This is a genomic window from Arthrobacter sp. ov118 (assembly GCF_900116495.1).
Taxonomy (GTDB): Bacteria; Actinomycetota; Actinomycetes; order Actinomycetales; family Micrococcaceae; genus Arthrobacter.
Genome location: NZ_FPAY01000006.1, coordinates 50121 through 73743 on the forward strand (window position 1 = coordinate 50121; position 23623 = coordinate 73743).

Annotated in this window: 20 protein-coding genes; 16 read left to right on the forward strand and 4 right to left on the reverse strand. The window is 66.6% G+C overall.

Annotation, left to right across the window (positions count from 1 at the left end; genetic code table 11):
- Nucleotides 1-7: 7 nt before the first annotated feature.
- The 3 genes from BM372_RS21075 to BM372_RS12490 form a co-directional block, all read right to left on the reverse strand.
- A complete protein-coding gene (locus BM372_RS21075) occupies nt 8-343 on the reverse strand; it encodes a hypothetical protein (RefSeq protein WP_256214228.1) in 336 nt (111 codons plus the stop codon).
- Between the two features lie 161 nt (nt 344-504).
- Complete coding sequence (locus BM372_RS12485; RefSeq protein WP_090955695.1) at nt 505-939, reverse strand: very short patch repair endonuclease; 435 nt, start codon at nt 937-939, stop codon at nt 505-507.
- 91 nt (nt 940-1030) lie between these two features.
- Nucleotides 1031-1465, reverse strand: a complete 435-nt coding sequence (locus BM372_RS12490; RefSeq protein ID WP_090955696.1) for a pyridoxamine 5'-phosphate oxidase family protein — start codon at nt 1463-1465, stop codon at nt 1031-1033.
- 107 nt (nt 1466-1572) lie between these two features.
- Here BM372_RS12490 and BM372_RS12495 point away from each other — a divergent pair, with 107 nt between their 5' ends.
- The 15 genes from BM372_RS12495 (at nt 1573) to BM372_RS12565 (ending at nt 16574) form a co-directional block, all read left to right on the forward strand.
- Entirely contained in the window at nt 1573-1890 is a 318-nt protein-coding gene (locus BM372_RS12495) for a hypothetical protein (RefSeq protein ID WP_143111476.1), read from the forward strand.
- Nucleotides 1891-2289: 399 nt separating this feature from the next.
- A complete protein-coding gene (locus BM372_RS20475; RefSeq protein WP_143111477.1) occupies nt 2290-2889 on the forward strand; it encodes a DUF6318 family protein in 600 nt (199 codons plus the stop codon).
- Nucleotides 2886-3815, forward strand: coding sequence for a PKD domain-containing protein (locus BM372_RS20715; RefSeq protein ID WP_256214229.1), 930 nt, complete (start codon nt 2886-2888; stop codon nt 3813-3815). Before BM372_RS20475 ends, BM372_RS20715 begins: the two co-directional genes overlap by 4 nt.
- 228 nt (nt 3816-4043) lie before the next feature.
- A complete protein-coding gene (locus BM372_RS12515) occupies nt 4044-5114 on the forward strand; it encodes an alkene reductase (RefSeq protein ID WP_090955704.1) in 1071 nt (356 codons plus the stop codon).
- 445 nt (nt 5115-5559) lie between these two features.
- Complete coding sequence (locus BM372_RS12520; RefSeq protein ID WP_090955705.1) at nt 5560-6270, forward strand: GntR family transcriptional regulator; 711 nt, start codon at nt 5560-5562, stop codon at nt 6268-6270.
- Between the two features lie 150 nt (nt 6271-6420).
- Nucleotides 6421-7767, forward strand: coding sequence for an MFS transporter (locus tag BM372_RS12525; protein WP_256214230.1), 1347 nt, complete (start codon nt 6421-6423; stop codon nt 7765-7767).
- Nucleotides 7764-8867, forward strand: coding sequence for a 2-hydroxyacid dehydrogenase (locus BM372_RS12530; RefSeq protein ID WP_090955707.1), 1104 nt, complete (start codon nt 7764-7766; stop codon nt 8865-8867). The genes BM372_RS12525 and BM372_RS12530 overlap by 4 nt, the downstream gene beginning before the upstream one ends.
- 65 nt (nt 8868-8932) lie before the next feature.
- Entirely contained in the window at nt 8933-9937 is a 1005-nt protein-coding gene (locus BM372_RS12535; RefSeq protein ID WP_090955709.1) for a sugar phosphate isomerase/epimerase family protein, read from the forward strand.
- Nucleotides 9938-10061: 124 nt separating this feature from the next.
- On the forward strand, nt 10062-11840 hold the full coding sequence (gene dhaL, locus BM372_RS12540) for a dihydroxyacetone kinase subunit DhaL (RefSeq protein WP_090955711.1): 1779 nt from the start codon (nt 10062-10064) through the stop codon (nt 11838-11840).
- Nucleotides 11833-12315, forward strand: a complete 483-nt coding sequence (locus BM372_RS12545; RefSeq protein ID WP_090955713.1) for a ribose-5-phosphate isomerase — start codon at nt 11833-11835, stop codon at nt 12313-12315. Before dhaL ends, BM372_RS12545 begins: the two co-directional genes overlap by 8 nt.
- A gap of 2 nt (nt 12316-12317) precedes the next feature.
- Nucleotides 12318-13304 (forward strand): 3-hydroxyacyl-CoA dehydrogenase family protein, encoded by a 987-nt coding sequence (locus BM372_RS12550; RefSeq protein WP_090955715.1) that lies wholly within the window; start codon nt 12318-12320, stop codon nt 13302-13304.
- A 35-nt stretch (nt 13305-13339) separates the two neighbouring features.
- A complete protein-coding gene (locus tag BM372_RS12555; protein ID WP_090955716.1) occupies nt 13340-14107 on the forward strand; it encodes an SDR family NAD(P)-dependent oxidoreductase in 768 nt (255 codons plus the stop codon).
- A 12-nt stretch (nt 14108-14119) separates the two neighbouring features.
- Nucleotides 14120-14263 (forward strand): hypothetical protein, encoded by a 144-nt coding sequence (locus BM372_RS20720; protein WP_177235989.1) that lies wholly within the window; start codon nt 14120-14122, stop codon nt 14261-14263.
- Between the two features lie 121 nt (nt 14264-14384).
- The gene (locus BM372_RS12560) at nt 14385-15734 is read left to right on the forward strand and encodes an MFS transporter (RefSeq protein ID WP_090955718.1); all 1350 of its coding nucleotides are present in this window, start codon (nt 14385-14387) and stop codon (nt 15732-15734) included.
- A gap of 45 nt (nt 15735-15779) precedes the next feature.
- Nucleotides 15780-16574, forward strand: a complete 795-nt coding sequence (locus BM372_RS12565; RefSeq protein WP_090955720.1) for a triose-phosphate isomerase family protein — start codon at nt 15780-15782, stop codon at nt 16572-16574.
- A 611-nt stretch (nt 16575-17185) separates the two neighbouring features.
- Here BM372_RS12565 and BM372_RS12570 read toward each other — a convergent pair.
- On the reverse strand, nt 17186-20857 hold the full coding sequence (locus BM372_RS12570; RefSeq protein WP_090955722.1) for a TM0106 family RecB-like putative nuclease: 3672 nt from the start codon (nt 20855-20857) through the stop codon (nt 17186-17188).
- Nucleotides 20858-21016: 159 nt separating this feature from the next.
- Here BM372_RS12570 and BM372_RS12575 point away from each other — a divergent pair, with 159 nt between their 5' ends.
- Nucleotides 21017-23578, forward strand: a complete 2562-nt coding sequence (locus BM372_RS12575) for a Tex family protein (protein ID WP_371261738.1) — start codon at nt 21017-21019, stop codon at nt 23576-23578.
- The last annotated feature ends 45 nt before the right edge of the window (nt 23579-23623 follow it).

Here is a 23623-nt window from a genome sequence, read left to right on the forward strand (position 1 = left end):
GAGCCGGCTAGGCGGATTCGTCCTGCCGGACGCCAACGGTCATCAAGTGCTCCAGGAGAGCCTTTTCCGGCTGGCCCGGGTTGTTGGCGACGTGCCACCGAAGTTTTTCCCGCACGTCGGCTTCTTCCGGGTCGGTGCCGGCGAGAACCTCGTCAATGATGGACGTCGACTGCCGGCGCAGCGGCTCCAGATCCGGGTCCCGATCCGCGCCGCGGAACTGCCGGGGCCGGACGGCACGGTGTGCGGTGTGGCTGAGACGACGGAACGGCAGAACTGTGGGACTGGAGTCTGCGGGGGCGGCAGCCGTCTCGGGCTCGTCGTTGGACATCAGCAGGTGCGGCATCGCGCGTTTCTCCCCTTAGTGCAGTACGCATGGTACCGCTCGAATTGTGTGTGGGTCCCCCGGAGTCGAATACTAGCTGAGGCCGGCCAGCTGGATTGAAAGCAGGGCTTGGCGACACGCAGGTTTTTTGCTGCATGTCGGACGTCCTCGGGGCTGTCCGTTCACGCCGCCGGCGGGCCTTGGAGGAAAGTGTCGAGTCGGAACTCCAGTTCGGAGGGATCCTTGAGCTCGCACTCCCACACCGTGAGTACGTCCCAGCCGGCGCCTTCGAGCTGGAGCCGCTGGGCGGCGTCGCGGGTCCGGGTTCGAGTGCGCTTGGTTTCCCAGAACTCTGCATTGGCCTGGGGTGCGTGCTGGCCCACCCGGCAATCGTGGAAATGCCAGAAGCAGCCGTTGACGAAAATGACCTTGTGTCGGCCGGCGAAGACGAGATCGGGATTGCCCGGGAGCTTGCCTCCGCGCGCGCTGCCGTGCAGCCGATACCGGTACCCCTTCGCGTGGAGCAACCGGCGGACCAGCAGCTCCGGCTTCGTGTTTTTGCCCCGGATGCGGGACATGTTCCAGCTGCGCCGCTCCGGAGTCAGCTTGTCCGCCATTGCTTAAGTCTAGGCGGTGCGTCTCTGCGGCTGCCGGTTGTTGGCGCCCGCTCCAGGGCGCCCAAGGGTTGCCGGGACGCGGCGTCGAAAGTTAGATATCCCGTTCCGGTTGTTCGCCGAATTGGAAGTGGCGGCCGCTGACCGACGTTGGCGTAATTTCGACGTAGAAGTCCTTCAATGTTGGAACCCAGGATCTCAGCCCGAGCGTCTCGGCGGCGGCGATATCCGCTGATTGATCCAGAACGCGGGCAGTGCCACGAAGGACTACTGACCACGCTTCCTCGGACAGGATGCCATCGGTTTCGAAGAGCACCTTGGCGTTGATGGTGAGCTCGGCCAGCTTGTCCCCGGGGGCGGTGCGGAGGAACAGCTTCCGGTCTCCGACCACGTAATTCACCGGGAAAATATCGGGCTCTCCGGCGACGGTAACAACGAGCCGGCCGTGTTTCGTGCTTTCCAACAATTTCCACGATTGCTCGTCCTGCAGGATCAGGACCGGGTTGCCGTCTTCGTGTTCAAACATCATGGATTCATTGTTCAGAACCCAGCAGACGCTTGCTAGGGGCAAAAGGACCGAAGCCGCTTGGGACAGCGCGTTGACGCGGGGTGTGGCCGGCGTGCGTAGCCGTTTCGTTGGCCATCATCGGGGTCACCCGGAAGTTCGCCAAGAAGGGCGCCGCCGTGACGGGACTCGTTCTGGGGATTCTCGGCGTCGTGATCGCCGCGATCTGGATGGCCGTGCTGGCTGCTGCAGTCTCTTCGGCGGACCAGACCCTCAACTCCGAACACAAGGTCGAATACGGGGTGACCACCAACGGCAAGGCCTCCGTCAGCTATTGGACCAGCGGAGGCACCTCCCACCAGGACGTTACCTCGAAGAACTCAGGAACGGGCCAGGGGGCCATGGCATCCTGCAGTGGTTCGGGGCTGGGCGCGGATAAGAAGAAGTAGCCGCTTCCTCTTCGCTTCCCCCGGGCCTTCCCTTGGGGACGTAAGGGTGCATCGGCCGGCGCATCGCCGGCGGGTGCGCCCTTTTGGCGTGTTGGGGGTCTGGATGTGGTGGTTGCGGGTCTTGGCGAATGAAGCCGGGCTGATTGGCCGAGGGGAGGCCGGAGGACGGTTCGGTGCCCAGGCGTCAGCGGCTACAAAATCACCTCCGAGGCGGCGAAGAATGCGTATACGTGCCTGTGGATAACTTCTTCGCTAAGAATGTGACGTCGGTTACTCTTAAGCATTGCTTGGACTCGCGCGTCTTGATTTCTATCGGGGGAGTAGCTGACCATGCCATCTCGCACTTCGCGTACCGGATCTTTGCGGGCCTGCGTTTCTGCCCTGGTTTTCATTTCCCTGATGTCGGTCACAGCTTGCAGCGGTGGCGGAACGCCGCCGGCCGCTTCTCCACCTTCTGATGCTCAAAGTCCTTCCGCGCCGTCTACTCCCACTCCGACTGCGACCCCGTCGCCCAGCGCCGTCTACAAACCCGCCGACGCGACCGGCAAGGCCCAAAACGTCCCGGTTCCCGTGTTGCCGGAGGCGGCCAAGGCGGAGACGAAGGAAGGGCTTGAGGCGTTTGCTCGGTATTGGTACTCGACCCTCTCCTACGCATACGAGACAGGAGATATGAAACCGCTGGAATTGGTGTCGAGTCCGACATGCGCCTCTTGTGAACGGGTGAAGGAAGTTGTCCAAGGATGGCATTCCGAGGGTAGGTGGCTGGCCGGTGGAAAAATGGTTGTGGAGGGGGTGCAGACCAATTTCGTGGAGACAGGACCGGCTGAGTATCAAGTGCTGATTCAGGTGTATCAAGACTCTCTGTCCTACTATCGGGGCGATAAGACCTTGGATGAAAAGACAGAACGAGGCCCCGCAGCCGGCGACATCATGATCGCGTCGTATGGAGACGGTGCTTGGAGAGCCGTTACTGTTGAGCACTTGGCCAAGAGCCGGTGATTTCCATCGCCAGCAGAGTTCTTCCACTCCTTGTGACACTCATTCTTCTTTCCGGACCATCGGTCTTAGAAGCGAGAGCAGATTCTTCGGACTCTCCTGTGAAGGGCGGCTGGGATCAGACCGGTGTCGCAGTATCTTCATGGCACCTAGACCCTTCTTCTGGTGTATGGGTGGATGCACCAAGAGCCGTGGCCGAAAATCCCAACATCTACAAATTCGAATATCTCTGTCTGGATCCAGCAGGGAACAACTTCGACGTTCCTTGTCTGACTGGAGCGGTGCGGTGTGACCAAGCGCCCGGTGGGCGACCTGTGCGTTGGTATACCTCACTGCGCGTATTTGACCCGCCCGTATGGTCAGCGGTTCCTCCCGATCGCTGCGTTTATCTCGAGAAGCCGGTAGACGTGCTGGGCCAGATTGCGGCCCAGATTCAGACCAAATTCCAGCAGCTGCCAGTAACCCCTGGAAAGACGGTTCTGCAGCCGAGTCCGCATACGCTCAGAGGTGCGGAAACTAATTTCTATGCGGAAGCCTCGGAACAAACGTTCAACGTAGACATGCTGGGTCAAGATGTCTTCATCACCGCCAAACCGGTGCAGTACACGTGGAGGTACGGCGACGGGACGTCTTTGGGTCCTCAAACTGCGGCTGGCGGGCCGCTTCCGCAGGACCGCTGGGGCGAGAAGACCCTGACGAGCCACGTTTATGCCCAGACCGGTGACTTCAGGGTGGTTCTGACAACACACTTTCAGGGCACCTACTCCGTGAACGGCGGACCGCAATTGCCCATCCCAGGCCAAGGCCAATTCAGTTCGCCGCCGCAGACCGTCAGCGTCTGGCGGTCGATCACAAGGAACTATGCCGACACTTGCCTGGAGAACCCCCACGGCCAAGGCTGCCCCGGCGTCGCCCCGGCGGCACCGTGACCACAGTCCCGACGCCCACCGATGCCGCCGCATCCGCCGTCACTGTGGCCCAGTCCTGATCAGCGCCGAATCAGCGGTGCACCGCCGGTGGCGGTCCCGGCCGTCGCGACCGCCGTCGTCGTGCATACGCGAGGATAACTGTGGGGGTGATTCGAGTCTCAGCGGGAATGGTTGCAAACGCCTCGCAGTTGTCGCCAGTGAACCCATTCACTGTGAAAGGAACTGCGCATGCTGTTTTCCCCGCTGACCCTTGGCGAGCTGGAACTGCCCAACCGACTCGTGATGGCACCGCTGACCCGCCTCCGCTCCGGCGAGGCGGGAATCCCCGGTCCGTTGGTTGTCGAGCACTACCGCCAGCGCGCCTCGCTCGGCCTCATTGTCAGTGAAGGCACGTACCCAAGCCACGCCGGACAGGGCTTCCCGGGACAGCCCGGACTGGTGACCCCCGAGCAGCTCAAGGGCTGGGCCGACGTCACGGCCGCTGTCCACGCCGAAGGCGGCCGGATTTTCGCCCAGGTCATGCACGCCGGCCGGGTCACGCACGAGGACACCACGGGCGGCCATGAGGTTGTTGCACCCAGCGCCATTGCGATCGACGGCGAAACCCGAACCTACGCAGGCAAGAAACCGTTCCTCGTCCCGCGCGCACTCACCACTGAGGAACTGCCCGGCATTGTCGAGGAATTTGTCACCGCCTCGCGCAAAGCCATCGAGGCAGGATTCGACGGCGTGGAGCTGCACGCCGCCAACGGTTACCTCCTCCACGAATTCCTGACCCCTGCGGCCAACCAGCGCGATGACATCTACGGCGGGTCTCCTGAGAACCGCGCCCGCTTTGTCATCGAAGTGGCGGCGGCCGTCGTCGCAGCCATCGGCTCAGACCGCGTCGGCATCCGCATTTCGCCCGAGCACAACGTCCAGGGCGCCCTCGAACTGGACGCGGCCGATGTCCAGGAGACCTACGGCCGGTTGGTCGATGGCCTGGCACCCCTGAACCTGGCGTACCTCAGCATCCTGCACAAGGAGCCAACGAGTGCACTCGTGCAGGATCTCCGTGCACGCTTCGGCGGGACCTTCCTGCTGAACACCGGATTCGGCGAGATCACGACCCGCGACGAGGCCGTGGCGCTCGTGGCGGACGGCCACGCTGACGCCGTCGTAGTGGGACGCCCAGCCATCGCGAACCCGGATCTCGCCCGCCGCTGGCGCGAGAGCCTTCCCGTCAATGAGCCCGATCCCTCCACGTTCTACGCCCACGGGGCGACCGGCTACACGGACTACCCGGCGTACCAGAACTAGAACTGGTCGCGGGATCGGTTTCAGCACCTGCACCCGTGGCTGGACATGTGCCGTGGATGCCAGGAACAGTGGGCAGAATGCCCTTCTGCCCACTGTTCGTGTCCAAGAATGAGCATGCCCCTCCGGCATTGGACCCGCGGAGGGACATGCCCCGCGCCGAGCCTGGCCCGTGGACATGTTCCTTGCTGCATGGTCTCAGCACTGTGCATGCTCCGAGCTCAGGGCCGCGGCTGGACATGTCCATTGCTGGGCCACCCCGGCGATGGACATGTCCACTCGGGGAGGGGCCGCGCTGGGCAAGTTGGATGGTCGCGGGCGGAGGAGGGCATGTCCTTTCGGGGGCCACCCCAAGCCGCCCCACCGGTGGACATGTCCCGCGGGAGGGGCCGGGACGGGGCATGTCCCGGAGGGAGCCGCCCCGCCGCAGGTCCTATAGGATCTGAACATGCAACTAGCTTCCACTGCCGGCAGTCCTGAGGGGCGCCCCTCGGGCCGTCCGGTCAGCCGGCAGGTCCTAGCCGACCACGTCTATGAAGAACTACTGGCGTCGTTGATGGATGGCCGGCTGGAACCCGGTGCGGCGGTGAGCATTGATGGAACTGCGCGGGAACTCGATGTTTCCCCCACACCGGTGCGGGAAGCACTTGCGCGGCTGGAGCACACGGGAATGGTGCGCCGCGTAGCGCTCAAGGGCTACCGGGTGGCGCCCGTGTTCACCCGGGAGGACTTCGCCGAGCTCATGGAAGCCCGGCTCGCGATTGAGCCTGTCAATGCCCGCTTGGCCTGTGCCCGGCTGACGCCGAGCCGCCTGGCCGAACTGACGCAGGCAGTCACCGATCTCAAGGATGCTCCGCGGGGACCGACCTTTGCTGAATTCCGTGACTACTTAGAAGCCGACGAGCGGTTCCACCGGCTGATCGCCGAGCAGACGGGCAACCAGTTCATGGTGGCAGCCTATGCCGCCCTCGGCGGGCAGATTCAGCGCTTCCGTCTGTTCGGGGGAGTGGGCATCACGGACGCCGACCACGCCATCGCCGAGCATCAGGCCGTGCTCGACGCCTTGTCGTCAGGGGACTCGGAGAAGGCCGCAGCCGCCATGGCCGAGCACGTGCGCATGGTGCGCGGCCGTGCCATCGCTGACGCCCCCGCCGACTAGCCGGGCGCTAAACCGCTAGAGAAAGCCGCCATCGCCGCAGGTCAGCGGCAAAATACTCTTTTGTGACCCTCTTCACAGCCAATAAAATACCCTATAGGATCGCTGATTGTGACGGCAGGGGCCGTTGCCGCAATCACAAGGGAGTGAAGAGTGCACACAGAGACTTTGGCCGCAGGGCCCAGAGAGTCAGCAACGCGCCGTACCATCAAGAACCTGCGGTGGTGGATCCTCGGCTGGGCGCTGGCGGCCGGCATCATCAACTACATGGACCGCAGCGCCATCTCCATCGCCGCACCGCAACTGATCAAAGATTTCGGATTGACCCGGACGGACATCGGGCTCCTGGGCACAGTGTTCTCCTGGACCTACGCATTTGCCCAGCTGCCGGCGGGCTGGCTCGTGGACAAGCTCGGCGCCCGCCGGATGTACTTCCTCGCAATCGCGGGCTGGAGCATCGCCACCGCGCTGATGGCGATCGGCGGCAAGATGTGGCAGTTCATCACCTTCCGCTTCCTGCTCGGCGTCGCCGAAGCACCTAACGGGCCGGCCTCCGCCAAGCTCACGGCTGACTGGTTTCCCCGCGCCGAGCGCGGCCAGGCCACCGCGATCTGGGACAGCGGCTCCAAGTGGGGACCCGCCATCGCCCCGCCGGTTCTGACCGCCATCATGCTGGCCTTCGGCTGGCAGGCTATCTTCATCTTCCTCGGCGTCGCCGGCCTGGTGCTGGCGCTGGCCTTCTACCTGTACTACCGCGCTCCCGAGGAGCACAAGCGCATCAGCGAGAAGGAACTCGGCTACATCGAAAGCCAGCGCGCCACCCAGCTCCTCGCCGCCAAGAAAGTCTCCTGGCTCGGACTCTTCAAGCACCGCCAAATCTGGGGCATGATGGCCGGCTTCTTCTGCGTCATCTGGATCTGGAACATCTTCATCGTCTTCCTGCCGCTCTACCTGCAGGAAGAGCGCGGCGCCAGCATCGCAACCTCGGGCTGGCTGGCGGCGGTACCGTATCTGGGCGCAGCCATTCTCGGGATCACCGGCGGCTGGGTCATGACGCGCTACTCCAAGAAGGCAGGCCGCGATCCGCTGCTGGCCAAGCGGCATGTCATGTCCGTGGCCGCTATTGTCGCCGGCATCCTGATCTGCCTCATCCCGTTTGTGGATTCCCTCCCGATTGCCATCGCCGTCATGACCGTGGCGCTCGGCTTTGTCGCCACCATGCAGGCGGCGGCCTGGGCCATGCCGGGCGACGTCGTGGACAACTCCCAGGTGGCATCCGTCGGCGCGATCCAGAACTTCGGCGGCTACTTCGGCGGCGCCTTTGCCCCGCTGCTGACCGGCGTGATCGCCGACGCCACCGGGTCCTACGCGCCGTCGTTCGTCATCGGCGGCATCATCGCGGCGCTCGCCGCAGTGGCTTACACCGTGCTGGTCCGCGGCCCCATCAGCGGCAAGACTGAAGAAACAGAAACCGAAACGGAAATCGGCATCGACGCATGAGCACAGCAACAAAGGAAACGACGACGGCGGCCGCCGCAACAAAGGAAACGACGACGGCGGCCGCCTCACCCTCGCCCTTCACCGTGGCGGTCACGGCGGACGCCGCCCGGCCCGACGGGACGTCAATCCATGGAGACCTCGGGCTTCAGCGACTCAGCGAGAACGGCATCAGCTGGCGGGTCCTGCCCAGCTACACCGACCCGGTCCCGCTAGAGGACCTCGCCGGAGTCCAGGCTGTTCTGTCGCTGGGGCACATCGCCTTCGGTTCGCGCACAGTGGACCACGCGCCGGACCTAAGGCTGATCGCTCGGTTCGGCGCAGGCTACGAAACCATCGACCTTGACGCCTGCACCCGCGCAGGCATCGTCGTCACCAATACGCCGGATGCCATTCGCCGGCCGCTGGCGGTGGCGGGGCTAACCCTGCTCCTGGCGCTCTCGCACAAGCTCCTGGCCAAGGACCGGCTCACCCGGACCTCGGACTGGGCGCAGCGGGAGCACTACCGGGGTGCACCGCTCGTGGGGCAGACGGTGGGCATCGTGGGCTTCGGCAGCGTGGGTGCCGAGCTCGCGCGGCTGCTGGCCCCCATCGGGCTGAAGGTGGTCGGCAACAACCGCAGCGGCCGCCACCCCGAGGCCGCCGCACTCGGCGTCGAACTGCTGGGCCTGAACGATCTCCTGGAACGTTCGGACTACGTGGTGCTCTGCGCGGCGCTCACGCCGGCGACCGAAAAGCTGATCGGCGCCGCCGCCCTGGCCAAGATGAAGTCCAGCGCCTACCTGATCAATATCGGGCGCGGAAAACTCGTGGACACCGATGCCCTCCGGGAAGCGCTGCGGGGCGGCCGCATCGCCGGCGCGGGCCTGGACGTCTTTGAGCCGGAACCCCTGCTGCCCGACGACGACCTGCTCACCTTCGACAATGTGGTGCTGTCCCCGCACTCGCTGTGCTGGACAGAGGACTTCACCCAGGACGTGTCCGCGGCCGCCATCGGATCGATCCTGGCCGTGGCGGCGGGGGAGCGCCCCGCCAACGTCCTGAACCCGGGGGTCTTCGCTACCGAGGCGTTCGCCGCAAAGCAGGCGTCTGCGGACCTGTGACCTTGACAACATCCCGCCGGATAGTAAATCCTATAGGAAACAGGATTCCACGAAGGAGTGACCCCATGGCCTACACCGCCGAAAACTGGCCCATCACCGCGGCCCTGCTGCAGTTCCCGGGCACCGACGCCCGGGGCACGCACGTCAACGACGCGCCGGCCTCTGCTTGGGCCGAGGTGCTCCAGGAAGTGAAGGACGCCGGCTTTGCCAACGCTGACCTCACGGACAGCTGGGTCCGCCCGGGCGACCTGAGCCCCGCCCGCCTCGCCGAGTTCAAACAGACCGCGGAGTCCGTCGGGATCGGCGTCCCGGTCATCTCAGCCATCCGCCGCAGCGTCATCGAGGAGGGAAACTGGGAGGCCAACCTGGCCTACAGCCACCGCACCATCGACGCCGCGGCCGCGCTTGGCTGCGAGGTGGTCTCGTTCGGACTGCACCAGGCCATCACCGCCGAGCAGCAGAAGCAGCTCTGGTTCTGGACCCTCGAGGGCTACAAGGACCCGGTGGGGGACAAGGAAACCTGGAACAAGGCCGTGACCCGGCTGCGGGAGCTCGGCCAGCACGCGGCCGAGGTCGGCGTCCTGCTGTCGCTCGAAATGTACGAGGACACCTACCTCGGCACCGCGGATTCTTCCGTCCAGCTGGTCCAGGACATCGGCCTGGCCAACGTCGGGCTCAACCCGGACCTTGGCAACCTCATCCGGCTCCACCGCCCGATTGAGGACTGGCGCGAGATGGTCGCCAAGACCCTCCCGTACTCCAACTACTGGCACATGAAGAACTACATCCGCGACGAGGACGTGGCCCGGGACACCTACGTCGCCATGCCCGCCCCGATGGAAAGCGGCCTCATTAACTACCGTGAGGCGTTCAAGGTGGCGCTCTCCGTCGGCTTCCAGGGCATCCTGTGCACCGAGCACTACGGCGGCGACGGCCTCAGCGTCACGGCCAGCAACCAGGACTACCTCCGCCGCCACGTCCTGCCGAAGACGGACGGCTACACCCTCGGGCAGAGCCAGGTGGCCCAGGGCCGGCAACAGCCCGCAGCCGCGGAGCTCGCCGGCGTCTAACCCTGTCCGGTGCGGCCGCCAGGCCATTTGGGGGGGCGGCCGCACCACCCTAGATCTCCAGCACGACATCCCCAACACGGATTCAATCCAGCACGACATCCCAACACGGATTCAATGAGGAACCATGACCCAGATCTTCGACAACCCCGCCGACTTCGCGGATGAGGCACTGGACGGCTTCGTCGCAGCCAACCGCGGCTACGTGGCCCGGGTCGACGGCGGCGTCGTCCGCTCCACCGAGGTCCCGGCCGGGCAGGTGGCCCTGGTGATCGGCGGCGGCTCCGGGCACTACCCGGCTTTCGCCGGACTCGTCGGCGCGGGCCTGGCCACCGCCTCGGCGTGCGGCAACATGTTCGCCTCGCCCGCGGCCGGCCAGGTCTACCGGGTGGCCAAGGCGGCCAACGCCGGCGGCGGCGTGCTGCTGAGCTACGGCAACTACGCCGGTGACGTCCTGCACTTCGGCCAGGCCCAACTGCGCCTCAACGCCGAAGGCATCGAGACGCGCACGGTCCTGGTCACCGACGACATCGCCAGTGCCCCGCTGGATCAGATCGAGAAGCGCCGCGGCATCGCTGGCGACCTGACGGTCTTTAAAATCGCCGGTGCGGCCGCCGAGGCCGGCCTGTGCCTGGACGACGTCGAACGCCTGGCCATCCGGACCAACTACCGCACCCGGTCCCTCGGCGTCGCCTTCGACGGCTGCACCCTGCCCGGTGCTGACGCGCCGCTGTTCTCGGTCCCCGCGGGGCACATGTCCCTCGGTCTGGGCATCCACGGCGAACCCGGCATCTCCGACCACCCCATGCCCACAGCCTCCGAACTGGCCGACCTTCTGGTGTCCAGGCTCCTGGCCGACAAGCCGGACGACGCCGGCACCCGCGTGGTGGCGATCGTCAACGGCCTCGGCACCGTCAAATACGACGAACTGTTCCTGCTCTTCGGCAAGATCGAAAAGCTGCTCACCGCCGCCGGACTCACCGTGGTGGAACCGGAATGCGGCGAGCTCGTCACAAGCCTGGACATGTCCGGACTCTCCCTGACGCTGCTCTGGCTGGACGATGAACTTGAGCAGTACTGGGCCGCCCCCGCCGACACCCCCGCATTCCGCAAGGGCAACCTCGCGCCCCGCGCCCGCCGCGAACTTGCCGGTCCGGAAGACACAGCAGCCGAAAACACCGAGCAGGCCACCGCGGCGTCCGCGGACCTCGGCCGGCTGGCAGCAGCCGTGCTCGCCCAGGTGCGCGACGTCGTCGTCGAACATGTTGAGGAACTGGGCAACCTGGACGCCATTGCCGGCGACGGCGACCACGGCATCGGCATGCGCCGCGGCGTCGACGCCGCGGCAGCCGCGGGCGAGCAGAACGCGTCGGCCGGAGCCTCGGTTGAACGCGTCCTCACCGCGGCCGGGGAAGCGTGGAGCGAGCGCGCCGGCGGAACCTCCGGAGCGCTGTGGGGATCCGCCGTGATCGCTGCCGGCCTGGCCCTGGGCAACCGCGAGTCATACCGGGCCGCGGATGCGGCCGCCGCCGTCACCGCGTTCACGGACGCCATCACCGAACTCGGCAAGGCAGAACCGGGGGACAAGACCATGGTGGACGCCCTCCTGCCGTTCCGGGACGCCTTCCTTGAAGCGTCCGACAGCGGCGCCTGCCTCAGCGGTGCCCTCACCGGGGCCGCGGCGGCGGCAACCGAGGCTGCCCGGCAGACTGCTGACCTTCGACCCCTGAAGGGCCGGGCCCGCCCCCTGGCTGAAAAGAGCCTGGGCCACCCCGATCCCGGTGCGGTCTCCTTCGGACTGATCACCGAGCGGATCGCGACATACATCGAATCCGGCGCCGGGACTCCGGGAGCCGACAATTCTAGGCTGGCCGCAGCGGCCGGAAATGGAGCAAAAAATGACTGACACCGCAGGCTGGCGCATCGTCGTCGGCAACGATGAGGCCGGCGTCGAATACAAGAACGCGCTGAAGGCACTGCTCGAAGCCGACCCCCGCGTCGCCTCCGTGCTGGACATCGGCGTCGGACCCGACGACTCCACCGCCTACCCCCACGTGGCCGTAGACGCGGCCCGCAAGGTCGCCGAGGGCGACGCCGACCGGGCGCTGCTGATCTGCGGCACCGGCCTGGGCGTGGCGATCGCCGCCAACAAGGTCCCCGGCATCCGGGCCGTCACCGCCCACGACAGCTACTCCGTGGAGCGCTCCGTCCTGAGCAACAACGCCCAGGTCCTCACGCTCGGCCAGCGCGTCATCGGGCTGGAACTCGCCAAGAAGCTCGTGGGCGAATGGCTGGGCCACCGCTTCGACGAAAACTCATCCTCCGCCGCGAAGGTGGAGGCCATTTGCTCGTATGAACCTGTTTACACGAAGGCAGACTGAACATGACTGAATCAGCAAACACCGCAGCCGCCATCAACGCCGCCCGCAGGATCGCCGTCGTCGGCTCCGGGTACATGGGCGGCGGCATCGCCCAGGTCCTGGCGCTCGGCGGAGCCCGGGTGGCGCTGGCGGATGTGTCCGCCGAAGTCGCCCAGAAGAACTACGAACGCCTCCTGACCGAATCCGACCAGTTTGTCGCCGACGGCCTCTTCCCGGAGGGCGCCACCGCCATCCTGAAGCAAAACCTCTGGGCCGCCAAGGACATCGAGGAAGCCGTGGCGGATGCCGACTTCATCGAAGAAGCCGTCCCCGAGGTCATCGCGATCAAGCACGAGACGCTGGCCCGCATCAGCGCGGCCGCCCGTCCTGACGCCGTCATCGGCTCCAACACCTCCACGATCTCCATCGCGGATCTATCCGAACCCGTCACGAATCCGGAACGGTTCCTGGGCGTGCATTTCTCCAACCCGTCGCCGTTCATCCCCGGCGTGGAAATCATCCCTCACGCCGGCACTTCCGCGGCCACGGTCGGTGCGGTCCGCGAACTGGTCCACGCCGCCGGCAAGCAGACCGCCGTCGTCAAGGACGTCACCGGATTCGTGCTCAACCGGCTCCAGTACGCGCTGTTCCACGAGGCCGCCCAACTCGTGGAGCAGGAAATCGCGACGGCGGAAGACGTCGACACCCTGGTCCGCACCACCTTTGGCTTCCGGCTGCCGTTCTTCGGGCCCTTCGCCATCGCCGACATGGCCGGACTGGACGTCTACAACTTCTGCTACAAATCGCTCCAGACCGATTTCCCGGAGCGTTTTGCCACACCGAAGATCCTCACCGACCTGGTGGAAGCCGGAAAGCTGGGCACCAAGTCCGGAGCGGGCTTCCTCAACGTCCCGGCGGAGCGCACCCCGGAGCTCATCGCGTACCGGAACAAGGCGTACGTGGCCATGCAGAAGCTCATTGACGAGCTCGGCCCCGCCCCCATCAACTGATTCCCTCCACTCTTCACACCTTCAGGAGCATTCCCATGAGCGCTTTCCCCGCAGAACGCACCGCGATCATCACCGGTGCCGTTTCCGAGCGAGGCATCGGCCGCGCGACCGCCAGCTACCTGGCGGCACAGGGCTGGAACATCGGCATCATCGACCTCGATGATGCCCGCTGCAAGGCTGCGGCCAAGGAACTGGCCGCCGAGTACGGCGTCCAGGCCTTCGGCGCCGGCGCCAACGTCTCGGACGAAGCCTCGGTCCGTGCCGCGATCGACGCCATCGAGGCCGAGCTGCCGCAGATCGTGGCGCTCGCCAACGTGGCCGGCGTCAGCTCGCCGGTTCCGTACCTGGAGCTCGACGCGGCCGAGTGGGACCGGGTGCTCAACATCAACCTCAACGGCGTCCACTACGCCACCCGCCGGGTAGCGGAATCCATGGTGAAGAACCGCATCGGGCGCATCGTGAACATCTCCTCCGTCTCCGCCCAGCGCGGCGGCGGCACGTTCTCCAAGACGCCGTACTCGGTGGCGAAGGCCGGCGTGATCGGCCTGACCCGGTCCACCGCGCGGGAACTGGGCGAATACGACATCACGGTCAACGCCATCTCACCGGGCCCCATCGACACCGACATCATGGGCGGCACCCTCAGCGAGGAACGCAAGAACGAACTCACCCAGGACCTCGTGGTCAACCGCGTTGGCTCCACCCGGGACATCGCAGCAGCCATCGCCTTCCTCATCAGCGAGGACGCCGGGTACATCTCCGGCCAGACGCTGAATGTGGATGGCGGGCTTTACATGCACTAAGGAAGAAACACCGTGGCACAACACAGCCAAACCCGCGCCACTCCGGGAGCCGTATCCTCGGGATTCGGATCCTGGAGCAAGGGGCGCAAGATCTACCTCGCCGTCGGAATCCTGGCCTGCCTGGCCGGGGTACTGATGATCGCTTTCTCGCTCTAGAAATATTCTCCTGACCGGACCCGGCCCCACCGGGCCGGGTCCGGTCTGCTCTCCACGCACCTGATTCACCCCCATCACCCCACCGGGTCACACCACTGATTGCTCGACGAGGAGTATTTTGATGTCCGAAACAACAACGTCCACCCGGGACTTACTGGAGACGCCGGTCCTTAAATCGGCCATCTCCAAGGCATCCCGCCGGCTCATGCCCATGCTGGTGATCCTGTATGTCGTCGCCTTCCTGGACCGCACCAACGTCGGCTTTTCCGAAGCTGCCCTCGGAGTGGACAAGGGCATCAGCGCCGGCGCTTTCGCCCTGGGCGCCGGGATCTTCTTCATCGGCTACGCACTGTTCGAAATCCCGAGCAACCTGCTCCTGACCAAGTTCGGCGCCAAGGTGTGGCTCGCACGCATCGCCATCACCTGGGGCATCGTGTCTGCCTGCTTCGCGTTCGTGCAGGGCGAGACGTCCTTCATCATCCTGCGCTTCCTGCTGGGTGTGACCGAGGCGGGCCTCTTCCCGGGCGTCATCATGTTCCTGGCGGCGTGGTTCCCCAACAAGGTCCGCGTCAAGATGTTCGCGATCTTCTATCTGGCGCAGCCGTTTTCCCAGATGATGGGCGCACCGCTGTCGGGCTGGCTCATCAACATCGGCGACCAGGTTCCCGGCGTCGAGGGCTGGCAGGTCATGTTCTTCGTTGAAGGCATGCTGGCCGTCCTCGCCGGCGTCGCCGCGTACTTCTTCCTCATCAACAGCCCCCAGGACGCCAAGTTCCTGGACACGGACGAGAAGAAGGCGCTCCAGGACGTCATGGCCCTGGAGGACACCGTCAAGGAAGAGACCGGACCGCGCGGCGTGCTCCCCGCCATGAAGAACGGCAAGGTCTGGTACTTCACTGTCATCTACTTCTGCCTGCAGATCGCCGTCTACGGCGTCACCTTCTACCTGCCGCAGCAGGTGGCGCAGCTGACCGGCCAGAAGGTGGGCCTCGCCGTCGGACTCATGGCCGCCATCCCGTGGTTCTTCGGCATCTTTGCCTGCTACTTCATCGGCAAGGCCGCCAACACCGTCATCCGGCGCCGCGTCTGGGGCACGTGGCTCTTCGTTTCCACGGGCCTGTGCATCTTCGGCTCCGCCTGGGCCGGCACCAACCACCTCCCGGCACTCGGCATCATCTTCATCACCCTTGCCGTCTGCAGCTTCCTCTCCATCGGCCCCATCGCGTGGTCCTACCCGACCGCGTTCCTGACCGGTACGGCCGCAGCCGCGGGAATCGGCCTGATCAACTCGCTCGGGAACCTCGGCGGCTTCGTCGCGCCGATCCTGCGCACCAGCGTTAACCAGATCGCGGCTGACCCCACCGGCTCCGCAGGCGTCTTTGCCCTGGGCGTGCTCCCGTTCCTGGCCGCGGTCATGATGTATGTGACGAAGCGGTTCCACAACAAGGCCGACGAGCTGCTGGAGCAGTAACACCCCTTCAGATCAGCTCGCCTGAACCCCGCAGAAAGCACCGCAATGCAGCAGACGCCCAGCAGCCCATCGTCCGTCCCCGGCATCCTGGTCGGTGTCAGCACCAAAATGTATCTGGGCTACCGGGACAGCCTGGACTGGCTGGCGCAGTTGCGGCACGAAGTGGACGCCCGTCCGGCCCTCGCGGCCGGGCGGGTTGTCCCGTTTGTGATCCCGTCCTTCCCCGTCCTGCCCGCGGCAGTTGAGCTGTTGGCCGGGTCGCCGCTCCTGCTCGGGGCCCAGAACTGCGGCTGGGCTGACGGCCCGTGGACCGGCGAGGTGGCCCCGTCCATGCTCGCGGAACTCGGCGTCCCGCTCGTCGAGATCGGGCACGCCGAACGCCGCCGGCACTTCGGCGAGGACGACGCCATGGTGGCCCTCAAGACCCGGGCCGCGGACGACGCCGGCCTGACGCCCCTGCTGTGCGTGGGGGAGACCGGCCGCGGGCTGCCCGCTGCCGCGTCGGACCACGTGTACGCCCAGATTGAATCGGCGGTCGACGGCGACTGGGATCTCGCGGGCCGGTTGGTCGTGGCCTACGAACCGGTCTGGGCCATCGGCGCGGCCGAGCCGGCCGGCGCGGACTACGTGTCCGACGTCATCCGCCGGCTCCGGGACCTGCTCGCCGCGGCCGGGGTGCCGGAGCTGCCGGTCATCTACGGCGGTTCGGCCAAGCCGGGCCTGCTGCCCACGCTCGACGGCGTCTCCGGATTATTCCTGGGCCGCTTCGCGCACGACCCCGCGAACTTCGGGCGGGTGCTCGACGAAGCTTTGCTGCTCGCGGACCGGTTCCCGGCGTAGGCGGCCGCCCGCCCCGCAGGCAGCTCGCCGCGGGACATGTCCAGTCCTGGGCGCCCCCCAGCGCTCGCGCCGCGGGACATGTCCAGTCCTCGCCTTGAGCTGTGTACATGATGCTGTTGTGCTCAGTGGCCGCGCCCAGCAATGGACATGTGCCTCGGGGAGCGGGCCTGGGAGTGGACATGCTCTGCGGTGCGGGTGCCCAAGAATGGACATGTCCTACGCGCCGGGCTGGGCCTCAGAGTCAGGCCCAGCCACGGTCCCGCCCCACGAGACATGTCCAATCCTGGCCTCGAGCAGTGGACATGATGCTGTTGTGCTCAGTGGCCGCGTCGAAGCGTGGACATGTCCCTTGATGCGGGTGCCCGCGGACGGACTTGTCCTACGCCGCGGCCAAAGAGTGGACATGTCCCTGGGGGCGGGTGCCCGCGGATGGACTTGTCCCTCGGTGGTAGGGAAGAGTGGACATGTCCTGGGTGCGGGGACCAGTTCAGTGCCCGCGGATGGGCATTTTCGTCAGTGGTGGCGAAGCGTGGACATGTCCCTTGATGCGGGTGCCGGCGGACGGACTTGTCCTACGCCGCGGCCGAAGAATGGACATGTCCCAGGAGGAACTAGGCGCGGACCGAACGTTGACACAGGCCGATGAAGCCGCCCAGTTGTTCCATGCCCTCGGGATGCGTGGGGAGGTAGTTGGTCAACTCCGCCGCGCGGACAATCACGGCGCGCCACTGCCCGCGGGACACGGCCACGTTGATCCGGTTGCGCGAGAGCAGGAACTCCATCCCGCGCGGAGCCTCGGCAGCGGCCGAACAGGCCATGGACACGATGACCACCGCGGCTTCCTGGCCCTGGAACTTGTCCACGGTCCCCACCCGCACCCCAGTCAGGTCTGCACCCTCCAGTGCGTCGCGGATGGTGTTGACCTGGGCGTTATAGGCGGCCACCACCAGGATGTCGGTTTCAGCCAGGGGCCTCGTGCCGTCTCCGGTGTGCCAGGAAAGTCCTAGATGCCGCCGCACCTGCCGGACGACCTCCGCCGCTTCCTCGGGGGAGGACGTCGTGTTGCCGCTGTGCTCGACCATGACCGTCTCGATCCCGGCGGGGACGCCGGCCAGTTGCCGCCGGTCCGCCGCTGGCGCCGACCGCAGACGGCCCTCGTAGGACAGCTCCGACACGGCCAGGCACAGCTTGGAATTCATCCGCCAGGAGTCAGCCAGAAAGTAGCCGAGTTCGGGCGGAAGCGTCGCGTGCCCGGCGGAAATCCAGCCCAGCGCGGACTCGTCGACGGGTTCGGGATGCCGGCCCTGGCTGACCTGGGGCAACTGCTGTGGATCGCCGAGCAGGAGCAGCCGGCTGCTGGCCTGGGCCACGGCCAGCGTGTTGGCCAGGGAGAACTGTCCGGCCTCGTCGATCACCAGGAGATCCAGCGATCCGGGCGGCACCGTGGCGCCTGTCATTGTCCACGCGGTGCCGCCGATCAGCGCCCCGCCTGCAGACCCGAGGACAGCCGAGACGTCCTTGGCGGTGCGGCGATCCCACGGGAGGGGGCCGTTGTGCTTCACCTCTTTAGCGACGCGCGCGGGGTCTACCCCGGCCTTGGTCACGGCGGTGGTCAACAGGTTCTCGACGACGGCGTGGGACTGCCCGACGACGCCGACCTTCCAGCCCCGCTCCACCAGGCGGGCGATGACGTGGGAGCCCACATGCGTTTTGCCGGTGCCCGGAGGACCCTGCACTGCGAGGTAGGAGTGGTCCAGATCCTGAACAGCCTCCGTGATCGCGTCGATGAACCGGTTCGGCCCAACACTTTGCTGCGGGAGCGGACCGCCGGTGGCCAGCCGCGGCGGCCGGCGGCGGACGAGGTCCAGCCCGGGATGCTTGGGAAGGGACGAGGATTCCAGGCCGACTGCCACTCGGCCGGCGAGGGCTTGCAACGCTTCCTCAATGCTCTTCGTGGCGAGGGGCTGGTCCTCCGTGAGCGCCACGGGCAGGTCATTGTGCGGTGGAATTTTCCGATGCAGCCGGTCCCGGATGACAACTGTGTCCTTCCCGTCATCGTGGCCCAGTTCCAAAATCTCCGTTCCGAACCAGCCGTTGCGCCCGGCACTGTCCTTCCCTGTGCCGTCGAGTCCGGCTGGAAGCGGGACGCCGTACATGCGGAACCATTTGCTGCCTTCGCGCAGATCCGAGCCCGGGCTGACGGTGCCGGTCAGCTTGACCCGGCGTTCGGGAAGCTTGGTCCCGACCTGCTGCCACTCGTCCAGGATCTCGGCGGCTTCGACCAGGAACACGTTCCTGTCCCGGTCATGCGTGTCGGGGCCGTTCTCGCACCGGTCGAAGTGCGCCCACCAGAAGGACTTCCGCTCGCGGCGGTGGTAGCTGACCGCCGCCGCCAGCATCGCGACGGCCTTCCGGTCGTCCTCCGGCAATGCGTTCCCGGGCGCCGCGAACGTCATCAGCGCGATCTCGGCAGGAGTCAGGGCGGGATCGCTCGCCGCATCTTCGCCGGACGGAGGAAGGGCGGAGACGTCGGCAGAAGGGGCGGCTGGGGCGCGGGCTGCTGAGCCGTCCGCCGCCGACGCCGATCCCGACAGACCGCCGCCAGTGCCGCCGGTCACGGCCCGCGGCGCGATTCCGCGCTCCTCGGCCAGGCGCAGGAGCCAGTCCCGAAGTTCCAGAGTGGAGAGGCAGTCGTATTCGTTGTAGTCCGAGATGCTGGTCAGGATTCTCTCGGCGTCCTCGGTCTGCCCGTCGTCGCGTGCCTGGCAGTAGTGGGCGTAGGCAACCACGGAGGCGCCGGCGTCTTTCACGTCTCCGGAGCGGAGTCTCGTTCCCATGTAGAGAGGTTCGAGCTTCTTGATGCTGTAGGAATTCTCGGAAATCCGGAGGCTGTTCCGCACCGTCTGGTAAAGATCAACGAGCAGCCCGTCGCGCAGCCAGCCATCCACTGTGTCCTCGCCCGCGACGTGCACGACCGAGAGCTTGCGGAGAGCGGTCTTCTCATAGGCGGCGTAATGGTAGACGTGCATGTCCGGGTAGTCCTGCCGGCGCTTTTCCACGTAATCAAGGAAATCCAGGAACGCCTGTTTCTCGGCTTCCCGGCTGTGCGCCCAGAACGGCCTGAAGATGCCGGGCGCGCCCGGTGCGGCTGGTGCCTCAATAACGCCAAACAGGTACTCCAGTCCCCAGGCCCCCGTGGCGCTGTCCTGCCAGAGCGGGTCGCCTTCGAAGTCGAAGAAGATGTCCCCCGGGCTCGGTGGCGGCAGTTCGGCCAGGATGTTCTCCGGGATCACCCGGTAGCTGATGGTGTGTTCCGCCCCGTCCTTGGCGTACCGGACGCTGCCGTCGGGAGTGCCCGTCCCGTTCTGCATGCGGGCCTGGTCCTGCAGCCGCTGCAGGGCGCCGTTCGCACCGGCAAGGTCTGCTTCGGCGAGTTCCTTGACCGTGAAGATCTGCCGCGCGTGCAGGGCCTTGCGTTGTGTTGAGTTCATCCGCGCCACCAGGAGGAGATCGTCGGTGGCTTTGACCATCTCTTGGCAGTAGTCGCAGCGGCCGCAGGCGGTGATGCCGGCCGTGCCCCAGCCAACGGGGCCAGGCTGTGCCATATGCTCCGACGTCAGGGCGAGGAAGCGCTCGCGGCGTTCCCGGAAAACCGGCAGGAGGTCCGGCAGCTTGTGGTGGCTGCGAAGGTAGTCGAAACCGCCGCCGGGCAGCGGGACTGTGGCGCCGAGGACCAGGGTGACGGCGGGATCGGGTGTAATGCCGGCCTTCAGGAGCTGGTCCCCGTAGGCCGCAAGCTGGAGCAGTGCCGTCACCTTGGCGTGGCGGGCCAGTTTCGTGTCGAACACGGCGTAGCTTCCGTCCGGCTGCCGCACCAGGAAGTCGGAGCGGCCGTGGAACTGGCCGTCGAAAAAGGCCGCTTGGAAGACGACGTCGGCGCCCGACCGCAGCGCCTCGATGGACTCGGCGTGTTTGGCCTCAAGAGTGGCCCGGTCCATGTTCTTGGCAGGGACGACGTCGTACACGCCGCGCCCGGAGGCCGGATCCCACGGGCCGAACTGCTCCACGAAACCGGCCAGGACCTTATGCTCGTGGACATCGCCGAGTCGGGCGGCGTACTTGAGCATCTCGTCCTCGCCGAAATCCGCCTTCGCGGTGCGGTCCAGTTTCTCGTCGAGTTTCCGGAGCAGCTGGTACTCGCAGCTCGCGGCCACCACAAGATCGCTCGCAGAGTAAATCAGGTCCGGTGCTGAGCCCGGCTCCTCAGGTTCAAGGAAAAACACTGTGCCCCCGTCGTTGTGGCCCCATCTGGCTCCGTCGCCGGTGGTGACTGCCGCGTCGATCTCTTACTGCCAAGCTATCAAAGGCCACCGACAATCTGACCCGGCCCGCGGCCGCCGCCCTGATCCGCGACGCCGCCCTGATCCGCGACGTAGGGCAAAATGGGAAGGGTGACCCAACTCCCGCAGCGCCCCGCCACACCCGCCTCCAGCCCGTCGGCCAGGACCGGCACTCCGCAGACTCAGGAGTCCGGCATCGCCGCACAGATTGCCGGGGAACTCGGTGTGCAGGCCTGGCAGGTGAAGGCCGCCGTGGACTTGCTCGACGCCGGATCCACCGTGCCCTTCATCGCCCGGTACCGCAAGGAAGCTACCGGAACCCTGGATGACACCCAGCTCCGCAATCTGGAGGAGCGGCTGCGGTACCTCCGCGAACTCGAGGACCGCCGTCGGAGCATCCTCGAGGCGATTGCCGCCCAGGGCGCGTTGACCCCGGAACTGCAGGCCGCCGTCGTCGGGGCCGACACGAAGTCGCGGCTCGAGGACATCTACCTCCCGTTCAAGACCAAGCGGCGCACCAAGGCGCAGATCGCCCGCGAAGCCGGGCTGGAGCCGCTCGCCGACGCCCTCCTGAAGCGCCCGGAGCTTGACCCGGAAAGCGAAGCCGCCAAATACTTCAACGCCGAACATTCGATCGGGGACACCGCTGCTGCGCTCGCCGGGGCCCGCTCCATCCTGGTTGAGCGTGTCGCCCAGGATGCGGATCTGGCCGAGACATTGCGGGAGCGGCTCTGGACGCAGGGCCGCATGGTCTCCCGGGTCAAGAAGGGCAAGGAGGCCGAGGGGCAGAAGTTCAAGGACTACTTCGAGTTTTCCCAGCAGCCGGCCGGGATGCCCTCGCACCGTGTTCTTGCGCTGCTGCGCGGGGAGAAGGACGGTGTGCTCGAATTGGACCTCGCAGAAGCAGCCCCCGACGACGACGCCGCCCTCACCGCCGCGCGCGGCCGTTACGAGGCCGCGGTGGCCAGGTTCCTCGGGGTTGCCGACCGCGGCCGGCCCGCCGATGCCTGGCTGCTGCAGACCGCCCAGCTGGCCTGGCGCTCACGGGTCCTGGCCCGCCTGACCGCAGATCTGCGCGGCCGGATGTTTGCCGCCGCCGAAGATGAGGCAGTGCGGGTGTTCGCCGCCAATCTGCGCGATGTGCTGCTCGCCGCTCCTGCCGGGAACCGCGCCACCTTGGGCCTGGACCCGGGGCTCCGGACCGGGGTGAAGGTCGCGGTGGTCGACGGCACCGGCAAGGTGGTGGCAACGGACACGATCTACCCGCACGCCCCCGCCCGGAAATGGGACGAGGCGCTGCGGACCCTCGTGGGTCTGGCCAAGAAGCACGGCGTCCAACTCGTGGCGATCGGTAACGGCACGGCGTCCAGGGAGACGGACAAGCTTGCGGGGGACCTGATCAAGCAACTGTCCTCCGGATCGGACACCAAGGTGCAGAAAATCGTGGTGTCCGAGGCCGGCGCATCCGTGTACTCGGCGTCGGCGCTTGCCGCGGCCGAGCTGCCGGGCATGGACGTGTCCCTGCGGGGTGCCGTCTCGATCGCCCGGAGGCTGCAGGACCCGCTCGCAGAGCTCGTGAAGATCGAGCCGAAGTCGATCGGCGTCGGGCAGTACCAGCATGACGTCACGGCCGCGAAGCTGGACCGCAGCCTGGACGCTGTGGTCGAGGACTGCGTGAATGCCGTGGGCGTCGACGTCAACACGGCCTCGCCGGCGCTGCTGAGCCGGGTGGCCGGCGTCGGGCCGCTGCTGAGCGAAAACATCGTGGCCTACCGCAATGAGCACGGCCCGTTCGCGAAGCGAAGCGAGCTGAAGAAGGTTCCGCGGCTTGGCGCCAAGGCGTTCGAGCAGTGTGCAGGCTTCCTGCGGATCACCGGGGGCGCGGAGCCGCTGGATGCCTCCAGCGTGCACCCGGAGGCCTACCCGGTGGCGCGGAAAATCAAGGCCGCCGCCGGGAAGGGGCTGGCTTCTGCCCTGAACCCGCAGGACTTCGTGGACGGCTCCTTCGGCCTGCCCACGGTGCAGGACATCATCGCCGAGCTCGAGAAACCCGGCCGTGACCCACGTCCGGCGTTCGCGGCGGCTGCGTTCTCCGAAGGGATTGAGAAGATCTCCGACCTGAGGCCCGGCATGGTGCTGGAGGGCACCGTGACCAACGTGGCGGCGTTCGGCGCGTTCGTCGACGTCGGGGTGCACCAGGACGGGCTGGTGCACGTGTCCGCGCTCGCCAACCGGTTCGTGTCTGATCCGCGCGAAGTGGTGAAGTCGGGGCAGGTGGTCCGGGTCAAGGTGCTGGAAGCGGATCCGGAGCGGAAGCGCATCTCGCTCACGCTACGGCTCGACGACGAACCTGCGGTTTCCGGGGGCGGCGCACCTTCGTCCGGGGGCCGGGGGAGCGGTCGGTCTGCGTCGCAGCCTGGCGCGTCGCAGCCGGGCGGGTCGCGGCCAGCCGGGTCGCAGCCAGCCCAGCAGCGGCAGCCCCAAATCGGTCAGCAACGGGACGGACGAGCCCAGGCCGGTCAGCAGGCCCGGCAGTCGCAGCCCGCGAAGGCGGCCGGGCGGCAGTCCCAGCCGCAGCGGTCGGGCTCCCAGCCGAGGCCCACGCCGTCGCCGGTCAACACGGCGATGGCTGAGGCGCTCCGGCAAGCGGGCCTGGCTAAGTAGCTTTCCTGTTCGAAGCCGTCACCGGGAGGGCATCGGGTTTGGGCG